Genomic DNA, 12,495 nt, shown 5'->3' on the forward strand with positions numbered 1-12,495 from the left:
TGATGAGAGACGCCGCACATATCCTTGCTGGTCCTGCCCTTGTGGCGGGGCTGGGTATGGGAGGTGCGGCGCTGGCGGATCCTGCGATGATCCTTTCCGAGCAGATCGGCGAGATGACCGCCGGTCTGTTCTGCGCCCCGCCCGAGGGCGACCGCCGTCCCGCGCCGGACACGATTTCGGGCTGGATCCATGTGCCCGAGGCGCCGATCCAGATGGTGGCCGAGGGCCAGCGCGCGCCGGCGCTTTTGGGCATGGGGTTTGGTGTGCGGTTTACCGTGACCGCGCCGGAGGCCGAGCGCATCGACTATGTGATCACCCATCCGCCGATCCCGCCTTCGGGCGTGACCAGCCAGAGCTGGAGTGACGCGGTCACCACCGGATTCAGCGAGACGATGTTTTTCCAGTTCGACTATGCCGATGAATTGCAGTTGGGCGACTGGACGCTCAACGCCAGCTTGGACGGCGAACCGCTGTTCGAGGTGGGTTTTGTGGTGGAACCGGCGCAGGCCCTGCCGGCGCTGGTCGATCTCTGCCGTGGCGGTTCCTTGCTGTCGCTTAACCCAGAAAGCCGCGCCGCAAGAGGTTGAGCGCGGAGATACTGAGCATGATCAGCGCATAGCGGCGGAATTTCTCGGCATCCAGCCGGTCCTGCACCATATAACCCAGAAACAGCCCCAGCGTTGACGGCACCAGCATCGCCAGAGACAGCGGCAGGGTCTGGGCGTTCAACAGGCCGGTTTGCAGATGCATCGCCAGCAGCATCACCCCGCCGACGGTGAAGATCACGCTCATGATGCAGACCATCTCGCGTTTCGGCGTCTTGGTGGCCAGAAGATAGACGATCACCGGCGGCCCCCAGACCCCCGAGATGCCGCCATATAACCCGCCGATCAGCCCGAGCGCGTATTGGATCGGGTTGCGGCGGTGTTCGGGGATATCGGGTTTCCAGCCGGTCAGTTGCAGCACGCTGAAGATCATCACCGCCGAGCCGAGCAGCAGGAACATGATGTATTGCGGCAGCACCACCGCGAAGGGCGCCGAGATCGCGATGCCGACAAGGGTCAGCGCGATGATCCGCCAATAGGCCTTGGCCGAGACCCAAGCGTCATGGAAGCCAAAGCGCACCGATTGATGGGCATTGGCCACCACCACCGGCAGGATCAGCGCCGCCAGTGCGGTTTGCGCGGGCATGAAGGAGGGCAGAACGGCAATCATGATCAGGGGCAGCGCAAAGCCGATCGCGCCCTTCACGATCCCCGCCATCAGCGTCACGCCAAAGGCCATTGCAAAGACCGATGGCGACAAACCGCCCAAGAAAATCTCCATCATGCGCTCCTGCCGCCTGCCTCATTGGCAGGGTCATACTATGCCCCGCCAGATGCTGCACGCGCAAAACCGGTGCGACAGATTGCTGCAAATTGCGCGCCAGTGTTGAATTATTGTTGCGCTGCACCTGCGAAGGCGATATGTGCAGAGACAGCAATTTACAGGAGTCGCCGATGCCGCATGATGGTCAGGATATGCAAAGCCCCGCCGCCGTAATCGACGGTCTGTTCGGATTGGTCAGCGGGGCGATTGCGCCTTTGGACGCGCTTCTGGCCAGTGCCACCGAGCGGGTGCGGGCCAAGGTCTCGGTCGCGGGCAAGGTGAGTGCTGCCAAGCTGGAAGAGGAACAGCGCGCCGCGCATGGCTTGGCGTGGCTGGCGACCTATGTCGAGGCGATCCGGCAGATGCAGGTCTGGGCCGAACGGTTGAGCAGCGAGGGCAGGTTCACCGAGATGGACGCGCTGTTGTTGCAGATCGGGGTGGGCGAATACCTCTGGCAGATCTGGGGTGGCATTCCGATGACGCAGGGCGAGATTTTGCGCCTGCAGGACATCGGGCTGTCACAAGAGGACCAGATGCCGCTGGCCACGCCCGAGATCATGGCGCTGACGCAGGGGGCGAACTCGGCGGCGGCGCGGGCGCGGCTGGTGGCGTTGATGCGCGAGAACCACGGCCGCGCGACCTTTGGCACCACCGGGCTGGAGGATGAGCTGGAGATGATCCGCGACCAGTTCCGCCGCTTTGCTGATGAACGTGTGGCGCCCGATGCCCATGGCTGGCACCTGCGCGACGAGCTGATCCCGATGGAGATCATCGAGGAGCTGGCGGAGATGGGGGTCTTTGGTCTGACCATCCCCGAGGAATTCGGCGGGTTGGGCCTGTCGAAGGCGTCGATGGTGGTGGTGTCCGAGGAGTTGAGCCGCGGCTATATCGGGGTGGGCTCTCTGGGCACGCGCTCGGAGATTGCGGCGGAATTGATCCTCTGCGGCGGCACGCAGGCGCAGAAGGAACACTGGCTGCCGAAAATTTCCTCGGGCGAGATCCTGCCGACGGCGGTGTTCACCGAGCCCAACACCGGCTCGGATCTGGGCGCTCTGCGCACCCGCGCGGTGACGGACGGCGCGGATTGGGCGGTGACCGGCAACAAGACCTGGATCACCCATGCCGCGCGCACCCATGTGATGACGCTGCTGGCGCGCACCGACCCCGAGACTTCGGATTACCGCGGGCTGTCGATGTTTCTGGCCGAGAAAACCCTCGGCACTGACGCCGAGCCCTTCCCCACACCGGGGATGACGGGCGGCGAGATCGAGGTTCTGGGCTACCGCGGGATGAAGGAGTACGAGCTGGCATTTGACGGGTTCAAGGTCAGCGGCGAGAACCTTCTGGGTGGCGAGACCGGACAGGGGTTCAAGCAGCTGATGCAGACCTTTGAAAGCGCCCGTATCCAGACCGCCGCGCGGGCGATTGGCGTGGCGCAGAACGCTTTGGAGGTCGGCATGCAATACGCCGAGGACCGCAAGCAGTTCGGCAAGCCGCTGATCGCCTTTCCGCGGGTCGCTGACAAGCTGGCGATGATGGCGGTCGAGATCATGATCGCGCGGCAGTTGACCTATTTCAGCGCCTGGCAAAAGGATCACGACAAGCGCTGCGATGTCGAGGCGGGGATGGCGAAGCTGTTGGGCGCGCGGGTGGCTTGGGCGGCGGCGGATAACGCGCTGCAGATCCACGGCGGCAACGGGTTTGCGCTGGAGTATCAGATCAGCCGGATATTGTGCGACGCGCGGATTTTGAACATCTTTGAGGGCGCGGGGGAGATCCAGGCACAGGTGATCGCGCGGCGGTTGCTGGGGTAAAGGCGGCGCCACAGAGCGTATCGCCAGACCGCGGGGTGGCGAGCCTCACCGCAGAGCGAAGCGCTTTATGGTGGCAAAGTCCGAGCAACATTTAAGCGGAGTGCTCACTGCAACCAAATCGCCAGCCCTGCGGGCGGTCTGGCGATGCGCGGCGGCTGACGCCTTGATTCCGCGCGGGGCGGTGCACGCCGTTGATGAACTAGGAACAACCTTTGCCGGTTCTGCTCGACAACACCCTTTTTCAACACCTACCCAGTGAGCCACAGAGCGCATCGCCAGACCGCGGGGTGGCGAACCAACCTTAGAGCGGCGTGCTTTATGGTGGCTAAGTCCGAACGACATTCCAGCGGAGCGCAAACTGCAGCCAAATCGCCAGCCCGGGGGGCGGTCTGGCGATGCGCGGCGACTTCGTCTTGATTCCGCGCGGGGGCCCCGCTCACGTTAGATTCATGACTACGGTTAGCTGCTTCAGCATGACGACGCCTTGTTCCTGCATCCGTCCCCACCCCTCATGCAAATCACAGCAGAGCGTATCGCCAGACCGCGGGATGGTGATCCTACCGTGGAGCGGCGCGGTTTATGGTGGCTTTCCCGCAGAACATCTAAACGGAGCACTTACCGCAGCCAAATCGCCAGCCCTGCGGGCGGTCTGGCGATGCGCGGCGACTTCGTCTTGATTCCGCGCGAGGGGCGGTCCCCGCTCTCGGTGATTATTCGCTGAATAATCACCTGCCGCGTCGGCGGAACGATGCGCGGCGGCTACGCCTTGATTCCGCGCGAGGCACCCACCCCCCTACCGCCCGCCGGAAAACCGGCTCACCAGCCGCGTGCGCGCTTCGGGCAGCGGGCGTTTGCCCAGCGCGGGCGCCAGAATGTCGTGCAGAAAATACCCCGTGGTGCGCAGCCCCGCAGCCATCTGTTCGCGCGACTCCGGCGCCTCCTCATCGCGCAGCAGCATAGGCAGCGGCAGCAGGCGGTCGGCAAACTCGCCCGCCCCCGCCTCGGTCACCGCCCGCCCCGAGCGTGGCGAGACATAGGCCAGCCCCTCGACAGCCCCGGTCACCGCGCAGGCGCCCAGATCCAGCCCGTAGCCGGTTTCCTCCAGCAGCAACCGCTCCCACGCCAGATAGGCGCCGAACCATGGCGCCGCGGCGCTGAGCAGGTCCAGCAGATGCTCGGTGGCCGCGTAAAACCGCGGATGCGGGTCGCGCTCGGGCAGGGAAAACACGGTCAGGGCGCAGACCGCATTCAGCGCCGCCAAACGGTCGGCATCGCCCATGATGGTGGCGGCGCGGGCGCGGATCGGCTCGACGGTGAAGGTGCCCAACTGGTCATCAAGCCGCGCCCGCCAGACCAGATGCAGCCGCGCGCCCGGTTGCAGCACCGGCGCCATCCGCCGCCCGCTGCCGCCGCGCACCACACCGCGGTGCAACCCCCGCGCCTCGGTCAAGACCTCGATAATCGCCGCAGATTCGCCATGTGGACGCGCGGCCAGTAATGTGCCCTCGCCCGTCCACTCCATGGTCTAAAGCGCCCGCCAGCCGATATCGCGGCGGCAAAACCCCTCCGGCCAGTCGACCCGATCAACCATCGCATAGGCGCGCTCTTGCGCCTCCGCCAGCGTCTCGCCGCGCGCGGTGACATTGAGCACCCGCCCGCCATTGGCCAGCACCGAGGCGCCGTCCGCCTTGGTGCCCGCGTGGAACACCATATGCGAGCTATCCTCGGGCAGTGCCTCCAAGCCCTTGATCTCGCTGCCCTTCGCGTAGTCACCGGGATAGCCATTGGCCGCCATCACCACGGTCAGCGCGTGATCATCGGCCCAATTGACCTTCTCGCCCGCCAGCCGCCCCTCGGCACAGGCAAGCATCAGATCGAGCGCCTGCGCGCCAAGCCGCATCATCAGGACCTGCGCCTCGGGATCGCCGAAGCGCACGTTGTATTCGACCAGCCGCGCGTGGCCATCCTTGATCATCAGCCCGGCATAGAGCACGCCCTGAAACGGCATCCCGCGCCGCGCCATCTCGGCGACACAGGGGCGCACTATGCCGTCCAGCGCCTGCTGCGCAATCGCCTCCGTCAGCACCGGCGCGGGCGAATAGGCGCCCATGCCGCCGGTGTTGGGGCCGGTATCGCCCTCGCCGACGCGTTTGTGATCCTGCGCCGAGCCCACCGCCAGACAGGTCTCGCCATCGACCAGCACAAAGAACGAGGCCTCCTCGCCCTCCATGAACTCCTCGATCACCACCGAGGATCCGGCCGCGCCAAAGGCTCCACCGAACATCGCCTTGACGTCATCAAGCGCCTCATCCAGCGTCTCGGGGATCACCACGCCCTTGCCCGCCGCCAGCCCGTCGGCCTTGATCACCAGCGGCAGACCCTTGTCGCTGATATAGGCGCGCGCCTCGGCGGCAGTGTCAAACTGCGCCCAGCCTGCGGTATCGGCGCCCGCCGCGTCGCAGATTTCCTTGGTAAAGGCCTTTGAGGATTCCAGTTGCGCCGCCTTCGCCGAGGGGCCGAAACAGGCGATCCCCGCCGCGCGCAAAGCGTCCGCGACACCGGCGGCCAAGGGCGCCTCGGCCCCGATCACCACGAAATCGACCGCGTTTTCCTCGCAAAACGCCACCACCGCCGCGCCATCGACGACATCGAGCGTGGCGCATTCGGCAATCGCCGCGATGCCCGCGTTCCCCGGCGCGACGATCAGCCGGTCGCATTTGGGGTTTTGCTTGATCGCCCAGGCCAGCGCATGTTCGCGCCCGCCGCCGCCTAGAACCAAAATGTTCATCTCTCACCCCTTGGCCGTTGTTGTCGCGCGTTCTATGGTCTGACGTCCGTCAATACAAGTGAGACCCATGGACCTGATTGATAGCGAAAGCCCCGGCTCCAACGCCCATGATTTCACCGTTTCCGAACTCTCGGGCGCGGTGAAACGCACGCTCGAGGGCGAATTCGGCCGCGTGCGGGTGCGCGGCGAGGTTGGCCGGGTGATGGTGGCGCGCACCGGCCATATGTATTTCGACCTCAAAGACGACCGCGCGGTAATCGCCTCGGTCAGCTGGAAGGGGCAAGTGGCGAAAATGGCGGTGCGCCCCGAGGAAGGCATGGAGGTGATCGCCACCGGCCGTCTGACCACCTATGGGCCGCAATCGAAATACCAGTTGCAGGTCGAAAGCGTGGAACCGGCAGGCGCCGGCGCGCTGATGGCGATGCTGGAGGCACGGCGCAAGGCGCTGGCTGCTGAGGGGCTGTTTGACGCCAGCCGTAAACACCCGATCCCGTTTTTGCCGCAGGTGATCGGGGTGATCACCTCGCCCACCGGCGCGGTGATTCGCGACATTCTGCACCGGCTCGCCGACCGCTTCCCGCGCCATGTGCTGGTCTGGCCGGTGGCGGTGCAGGGCGAGCGCTGCCCGAAGGATGTGGCGCGCGCCATCCAGCGCTTTAACGCGCTGCAACCGGGCGGGAGAATACCGCGCCCCGATGTGCTGATTGTCGCCCGCGGCGGCGGCTCGATCGAGGATCTTTGGGGCTTTAACGACGAGGCAGTGGTGCGCGCCGCCGCCGCCTCCAAAATCCCGCTGATTTCCGCCGTCGGCCATGAGACCGACACCACGCTGATCGACCATGCCGCCGATCTGCGCGCCCCCACGCCGACTGCCGCCGCCGAACTGGCGGTGCCGGTGCGCGCCGACCTGCAGGCGCAAGTCGCCAATCTCGGCGCGCGTCTGCACCGCGCCGGCACCAGCGCGGTGCAATTGCGCGGCCAAAGGCTCAGCGATCTGACCCGCGCCCTGCCCCGCCCCGAGGCGTTGATGGCGACCCCGACCCAGCAGCTCGACCGCGCCTCGGACCGGTTTGCAGGCTCTTTGCGCGCACTGGCCAGCCGCAAAACCCTTGATCTGAACCGCGCCGCCGCCGGTCTCAGACCCGGCACGCTGCGCAGCTCGATCAACGCCCGTCATGAGCGCCTCACCAACACCTCCGCGCGCGCGACCACGGCGATGCGCAGCCAGATGCAACGCCGCAAAGACGCGCTGAACACCTACACCCGCCTGCATGCCACGCTGAGCTGGCGCGAGACCCTCAAACGCGGCTATGCGGTGCTGCGCGACGCGGATAACGCGCCGATCACCAGCGCCGAGGCCGCGCGCAATGCGCCGCAGTTCACCGTCGAACTGCACGACGGCACCCTCCCCGCCGCGCCGCTCACCACAGCCAAAACCACACCCCCAGCCACTCCGGCCAAAAAACACGCCAGATCCGCCCCCAAAGCCCCCGATCAAGGCAGCCTCTTCTAGCTTCATCTTGCGAGAAATACTCTCCAGGCGGGTCCGGGAGGGTGGAAAACCCTCCCGGGCGGGTGTGGATGGCAACCCACCGGCGCGATGAGGGGGCATCCGCCCCCGAAGAGCGCCGCCCCCCTCAACCTAGGTTGCAACGCCCGCAGCAGATAGGCATATAGGGTGCGTCCCCAAAAGGTGTCATTGATGCATTATCTAGAGTTCGAAAAACCCCTCGCCGAGATCGAGGGAAAATCCGCCGAATTGCGGGCGATGGCCGCCAGCAATCCGGAGATGGATGTCGAAAAGGAAGCCGAGGCGCTGGATAAAAAGGGCGAGCAGCTTCTGACCGAGCTGTATAAAACCCTGACGCCATGGCGCAAATGTCTGGTCGCGCGCCATCCCGAGCGGCCGCATTGCAAAGATTATATCGACGCGCTGTTCACCGAATTCACCCCCCTCGCCGGCGACCGCAATTTCGCCGATGACCATGCGATCATGGGCGGTCTGGCGCGGTTTAACGACCGGCCGGTGGTGGTGATCGGGCAGGAAAAGGGCACCGATACGAAATCGCGGATCGAGCGCAATTTCGGCATGGCCCGCCCCGAGGGCTACCGCAAGGCGATCCGCCTGATGGATCTGGCCAGCCGGTTCAACCTGCCGATCATCACGTTGGTCGACACGCCCGGCGCCTATCCCGGCAAGGGCGCCGAAGAGCGCGGTCAGGCCGAGGCGATTGCCCGTTCGACCGAGAAATGCCTTGCGGTTGGCGTGCCGCTGATTTCGGTGATCGTTGGCGAAGGCGGTTCGGGCGGGGCGGTGGCGCTGGCCACGGCGGATAAAATCCTGATGCTCGAACATTCGATCTATTCGGTGATCACGCCCGAGGGCTGCGCTTCGATCCTGTGGAAAGACAGCGACAAAATGCGCGAGGCCGCCGAAGCGATGCGGCTGACCGCGCAGGATCTGTTGAAGCTCAATGTCATCGACCAGATCATCCCCGAACCCCGTGGCGGCGCCCAGCGTGACACCGCAGCAGCGATTGCCGCGGTGGGCAAGGCGATCGAGAGCAGTCTGGCGGCGTTTGACGGCAAGACCAGCGATGAGCTGATCTCGGGGCGGCGGCGGAAATTCCTCGATATGGGGAAAAAGGGGCTGGCGGCGTAACCCGCGCCGATTTTCCTGCTTTGCGCGTTCAACGCGGCCCGTGATCGTCTCGGGCCGCGTTTTTCATGTGCTTTTGGCGTTTAGTTGATGCCGTTGGCGCGCTGCAATTCGCGGATATAGGCGATCACCATCGCCACATCGCCGCGGGTCAGCCCCGCGACCGGCGCCATATTGCCAAACCGCCAGTGATGCGCGCGCACCCCCTGCGCCACCGCGATCTGGAAGGATTCGTCGCCGTGATGCGAGGGCTCATAGATGCGGTGCACCAAGGGCGGGCCGACCCCGTCAATGCCGACCGCATTCTCGCCGTGGCAGGCGGCACAGGAATTGGCAAAAATCTGCGCGCCGATCTGGGCGTTATCGGAGAGGGTCTCGGGCAGGGTGATCTCGGCCAGTGCCAGCGCATCCGCGCTGTTGGTGGCGATCACGGGCGGCGGGGTTTCGCTTTGGGTGCGCCACCAGAGGGTGCCTGCCGCCAGCAGGGCAATCGCGACGGCGGCGGTGAGATATTGGGTTTTCGACATGGGCGCTCCTGTTGTAACGCGCCCCGTCTCGGGCCTCCAGCGGGGGGAAGGTCAAGCGGGGTGCTGTCACAAACCGGTGACCCCGCATTACCCCTCGATCTGGAAACCGGCCTCTTGCATCAGCGCATCCGAGCGGCTCTCGACCACCTCTTCGACGCTCTGCAGGAACTCGCGTTTCGACAATCCCGGTTCGATCTGCGGCAGGAATTCCACCACCGCCAGCCCCGGCGCGCGGTAGATGCGCTGGCGCGGCCAGAACACGCCGACATTGCAAGCGGCGGGGACCACGGGCTTTTTCAGCTCGTCATAGAGGATCGACACGCCGACCTTATAGTCGCGTTTGACGCCCGGCGCGACGCGGGTGCCCTGCGGGAAGATGATCAATTGCGCGGGCTTCTGCTCGCCCCGTGTCAGCGCATCGACCATGGATTTGATCGCCGCGCCGCGCTTGCCGCGATCCACCGGCACGCAGTCGATGCGGCGGGCGAACCAGCCGACAATCGGGGTCCAGAGGATCTGTTTTTTCATGATGAATTTCGGGCGTGGCACCACCGAGACGATCATGATGATGTCAAAAAAGCTCTGGTGTTTGGAGGCGATGATCACATCGCCGGTGGGCACTTCGCCGCGGATTTCGGACTTCAGCCCGATCATCCAGCTGGCGGTCCATCGCACCCAGTTGCACCAAGTATGCACCGCGGCAAAGGCGCCGCGCTGGTCGAACAGCGCCCATGGGATAAAGAACACCGCCATCAGCGCCATCACCAGATAGGCCTGAATGGTGAATATCAGCGAGCGCAGCCATTGCAGGGCGTAGAACATCAGCTTTCCCTTCTGAGAACCCGGAACGCGGCCATGCGGGTCGCGCCAAAGGCGATGGCGGTGGCAAAGACGGGGATCGCCAGCGCGGTCAGCCAGCCGGCGCCGTGAAAGCCGAGACCGGTGAGAAACCCGCCCTCGCCCGCCAGCGGCAGCACGAGGAACGCGGCCAGCCCGATCAGCGTGCCGATACTGGCGCCGACCAGCGCGCCAATGGTCAGGCGGCGCACAAAGGCGCGGGCGATAAAGGCATCGCGCGCACCGACCAGCCGCAACACGCGGATCACCTGCGCATTGGCCGCCAGCGAGAACCCCGCCGCCAGCGTGATCATCGCCGCCATCGCGCCGCCGATCAGCAGCACCGAGAGCCACGCCAGCGCCCGCAGGCTGCCCGCCGCCTGCACCAAGGGGCGGCGCCAACGGGTGTGATCATCGAGCACCGCGCCCGGCACCTCGGAGGTCAGCCGCAGCCGCAGCCCCTGCGCGTCAAAGCCCTCAGCGGTTTCCTCGATCTCGATCAGCCGCGGCATCGCCAGTTGCTCGACCGGCAGATCGGGGCCGAACCATGGCTCCAAGAGCGCGCGCTGCTCGTCCAACTCCATCACCCGCGTCGCGGCGATGCCCGGCGTGGTGCGCAGGACTTCGACGGCAATCGCGGTCTGCGCCTCGATCTCGGATTGCGGGGCGGAGATGCGCAGGGTGGCGCTTTGGGCCAGCGCATCGGACCAGCGCTGCGCCAATTGCCCCGAGGAGAGCGAGAGCGACAGCGCAAAGACCGCGAGAAACGCCATCGCCGCCGAGATCAGCGTGGTCAAGAGCGTGGTGTGATCCGAGGCGGGCACCAGATGACCGGCGTCGCCGAGCAGCATATCGGTGGAAAAACGGGGCATCATAGCTCGCTCCCCGCGGCTTGCAGGGTCTGGTTGGCGATTCGCAGGGTGCGGGTGGTGACCTGCGATTTGGCGGTGCGAATCAGGTGCAGATCATGGGTGGCGATCATCACCGCCGTGCCCATGCGGTTGAGTTCGATCAGCAGCGACAAGAGCCGCTGCGACATTTCCCAATCGACGTTGCCGGTGGGTTCATCGGCCAGCACCACCTCGGGCGACATGATCACCGCGCGGGCCAGAGCGGCGCGCTGGCGCTCCCCGCCCGAGAGCGTCGGCGGCAGTGCGTCGGCCTTGTGATCAAGCCCGACCCAAGCCAGCAACTCATGCAGATCATCATCGGGCACCGCGCGTCCGGTGGCGACAAAAGGCAGCGCCACATTGTCGCGCAGGGTCAGATGGTCAAGAAATTCGCAATCTTGGTGAATCACCCCGATCCGGCGGCGGGTATCGGCCAGCGCATCGCGCGACAGGCTGCGCAGATCCTGACCGAACAGCTCGATCTCGCCCGAGCGTTGGGTCAAATCGCCGTAGCATAGCTTGAGCAGCGTGGATTTCCCCGCGCCCGATGGCCCCGTTAAAAAGTTGAACGCACCCGGTGCAATGGTCAGATCGACGCCGGTCAAAAGGCTGCGATCGCCATAGTCGTGGGAGACATTCGCTAGCCTGATCACTGCGATCCCCTTTGTGTCGGTGCAAGAGGCGCGCTGCGCTCTTGGAAGTTAATCTATCGCTTGCTACAACAGCGAAGAACCTTAGCCAATGGCCGAGGCGAAACGCGGCGCAAATACCCAAGCCCGAACAGCGCGATAGTGAGGTGTTGATGAGACTGACCTGTCCGAACTGCAGCGCGCAGTACGAGGTGGATGAAAAGGTCATTCCCCAAAACGGCCGCGATGTTCAATGCTCGGCATGTGGACATACATGGTATCAATACCCGATGGAGGTGGCGCTGCAGATGCGCGCCGCCGAGTTGGATGACGACGACGAGGATGATGAGGAGAGCGCCGAGGGTGCGGTAGGCGGCACCGCAGGAGGGGCCGCAATGCTGACCCCGACCGATGGCACGCCGCGCAACAGCGCGCCGCGGATCGACAAGACGGTGCTGGATGTGCTGCGCGAAGAGGCCGAGCGCGAGATGGGCGAGCGGCGCCGCGCGCGCGGCTCGGATATCGAGACGCAGGGCGATCTGGGGCTGACCCGTCCGACGCCCTCGCGGGCGGTGCGCTCGCGGGTTTACGGTGAGGATGACGAGATCCCGCCACTGCCGCCCGAGCCCGATTACGATGATCTTGCACCCGCGGATGCCGAGCCCGAGCGGGTCAACCGGCGCAATCTGCTGCCCGATATCGAAGAGCTGACCTCGACGCTGGAACCCGGCAGCGAGGCGCGGGACAGCGCCGTGGTCGAAGAGGAATTCGACGCCCCGCCCGAGCGCAACGGGTTTCGCAACGGGTTGTCCTTTGTGGCGCTGGTCGGGATGGCACTGGTCGCGGTCTATTTGCTGGCGCCCTTGATCGCCAGCTATCTGCCCGCGCTGGAGGGGGCGTTGACCCAATATGTGCAGGCGGTTGACCAGTTCCGCGCGACTTTGGCCGGTGCGCTGCGCGATGTGATCGGCGGGGCGTAGGGG

The 12,495-nt window shown here is 65.4% G+C and carries 12 protein-coding genes; 5 read left to right on the forward strand and 7 right to left on the reverse strand.

Annotated elements, in window-relative coordinates; genetic code table 11:
* Nucleotides 1-2: 2 nt before the first annotated feature.
* Entirely contained in the window at nt 3-587 is a 585-nt protein-coding gene (locus DDE20_RS08645) for a DUF3859 domain-containing protein (protein ID WP_116558080.1), read from the forward strand.
* Here the strand turns inward: DDE20_RS08645 and DDE20_RS08650 are convergent.
* Entirely contained in the window at nt 556-1,326 is a 771-nt protein-coding gene (locus DDE20_RS08650) for a sulfite exporter TauE/SafE family protein (RefSeq protein ID WP_165814463.1), read from the reverse strand. The two genes, DDE20_RS08645 and DDE20_RS08650, sit on opposite strands and share 32 nt — an antisense overlap.
* Before the next feature lie 173 nt (nt 1,327-1,499).
* Between DDE20_RS08650 and DDE20_RS08655 the strand changes: the two genes are divergently transcribed.
* A complete protein-coding gene (locus tag DDE20_RS08655; protein WP_116558082.1) occupies nt 1,500-3,182 on the forward strand; it encodes an acyl-CoA dehydrogenase family protein in 1,683 nt (560 codons plus the stop codon).
* Nucleotides 3,183-3,975: 793 nt separating this feature from the next.
* On the opposite strand, the gene recO is transcribed toward DDE20_RS08655, so the two are convergent.
* Nucleotides 3,976-4,704, reverse strand: a complete 729-nt coding sequence (gene recO, locus DDE20_RS08660; protein WP_116558083.1) for a DNA repair protein RecO — start codon at nt 4,702-4,704, stop codon at nt 3,976-3,978.
* A 3-nt stretch (nt 4,705-4,707) separates the two neighbouring features.
* Nucleotides 4,708-5,970: a phosphoribosylamine--glycine ligase gene (gene purD, locus DDE20_RS08665; RefSeq protein WP_116558084.1), complete on the reverse strand. Its 1,263-nt coding sequence runs from the start codon at nt 5,968-5,970 to the stop codon at nt 4,708-4,710.
* Between the two features lie 67 nt (nt 5,971-6,037).
* Here purD and xseA point away from each other — a divergent pair, with 67 nt between their 5' ends.
* Both xseA and DDE20_RS08675 read left to right on the forward strand, forming a co-directional pair.
* Nucleotides 6,038-7,483 (forward strand): exodeoxyribonuclease VII large subunit, encoded by a 1,446-nt coding sequence (xseA, locus tag DDE20_RS08670; protein ID WP_116558085.1) that lies wholly within the window; start codon nt 6,038-6,040, stop codon nt 7,481-7,483.
* Nucleotides 7,484-7,672: 189 nt separating this feature from the next.
* Nucleotides 7,673-8,632 (forward strand): acetyl-CoA carboxylase carboxyltransferase subunit alpha, encoded by a 960-nt coding sequence (locus DDE20_RS08675; protein ID WP_116558086.1) that lies wholly within the window; start codon nt 7,673-7,675, stop codon nt 8,630-8,632.
* 80 nt (nt 8,633-8,712) lie between these two features.
* Here DDE20_RS08675 and DDE20_RS08680 read toward each other — a convergent pair whose 3' ends face one another.
* From DDE20_RS08680 to DDE20_RS08695, 4 genes are all read right to left on the reverse strand, one after another.
* Nucleotides 8,713-9,156 carry a c-type cytochrome gene (locus DDE20_RS08680; RefSeq protein WP_116558087.1) on the reverse strand — a complete coding sequence of 148 codons (444 nt, stop codon included), beginning with the start codon at nt 9,154-9,156 and terminating at the stop codon, nt 8,713-8,715.
* Nucleotides 9,157-9,243: 87 nt separating this feature from the next.
* The gene (locus tag DDE20_RS08685) at nt 9,244-9,978 is read right to left on the reverse strand and encodes a lysophospholipid acyltransferase family protein (protein ID WP_116558088.1); all 735 of its coding nucleotides are present in this window, start codon (nt 9,976-9,978) and stop codon (nt 9,244-9,246) included.
* Complete coding sequence (locus tag DDE20_RS08690; RefSeq protein ID WP_420812361.1) at nt 9,978-10,868, reverse strand: cell division protein FtsX; 891 nt, start codon at nt 10,866-10,868, stop codon at nt 9,978-9,980. Before DDE20_RS08690 ends, DDE20_RS08685 begins: the two co-directional genes overlap by 1 nt.
* Complete coding sequence (locus DDE20_RS08695; protein ID WP_116558089.1) at nt 10,865-11,536, reverse strand: cell division ATP-binding protein FtsE; 672 nt, start codon at nt 11,534-11,536, stop codon at nt 10,865-10,867. The genes DDE20_RS08690 and DDE20_RS08695 overlap by 4 nt, the downstream gene beginning before the upstream one ends.
* A gap of 149 nt (nt 11,537-11,685) precedes the next feature.
* Between DDE20_RS08695 and DDE20_RS08700 the strand changes: the two genes are divergently transcribed.
* Nucleotides 11,686-12,492, forward strand: coding sequence for a zinc-ribbon domain-containing protein (locus tag DDE20_RS08700; RefSeq protein ID WP_116558090.1), 807 nt, complete (start codon nt 11,686-11,688; stop codon nt 12,490-12,492).
* The last annotated feature ends 3 nt before the right edge of the window (nt 12,493-12,495 follow it).

Source organism: Pararhodobacter oceanensis, from assembly GCF_003076755.1.
Taxonomy (GTDB): Bacteria; Pseudomonadota; Alphaproteobacteria; order Rhodobacterales; family Rhodobacteraceae; genus Pararhodobacter; species Pararhodobacter oceanensis.

Coding starts and splice junctions, on each gene's coding strand:
- xseA (WP_116558085.1), top strand. CDS start 6,038: ATGGACCTGATTGATAGCGAAAGCCCCGGCTCCAACGCCCATGATTTC.
- DDE20_RS08690 (WP_420812361.1), bottom strand. CDS start 10,868: ATGATGCCCCGTTTTTCCACCGATATGCTGCTCGGCGACGCCGGTCAT.
- DDE20_RS08675 (WP_116558086.1), top strand. CDS start 7,673: ATGCATTATCTAGAGTTCGAAAAACCCCTCGCCGAGATCGAGGGAAAA.
- recO (WP_116558083.1), bottom strand. CDS start 4,704: ATGGAGTGGACGGGCGAGGGCACATTACTGGCCGCGCGTCCACATGGC.
- DDE20_RS08700 (WP_116558090.1), top strand. CDS start 11,686: ATGAGACTGACCTGTCCGAACTGCAGCGCGCAGTACGAGGTGGATGAA.
- purD (WP_116558084.1), bottom strand. CDS start 5,970: ATGAACATTTTGGTTCTAGGCGGCGGCGGGCGCGAACATGCGCTGGCC.
- DDE20_RS08650 (WP_165814463.1), bottom strand. CDS start 1,326: ATGGAGATTTTCTTGGGCGGTTTGTCGCCATCGGTCTTTGCAATGGCC.
- DDE20_RS08655 (WP_116558082.1), top strand. CDS start 1,500: ATGCCGCATGATGGTCAGGATATGCAAAGCCCCGCCGCCGTAATCGAC.
- DDE20_RS08680 (WP_116558087.1), bottom strand. CDS start 9,156: ATGTCGAAAACCCAATATCTCACCGCCGCCGTCGCGATTGCCCTGCTG.
- DDE20_RS08685 (WP_116558088.1), bottom strand. CDS start 9,978: ATGTTCTACGCCCTGCAATGGCTGCGCTCGCTGATATTCACCATTCAG.
- DDE20_RS08645 (WP_116558080.1), top strand. CDS start 3: ATGAGAGACGCCGCACATATCCTTGCTGGTCCTGCCCTTGTGGCGGGG.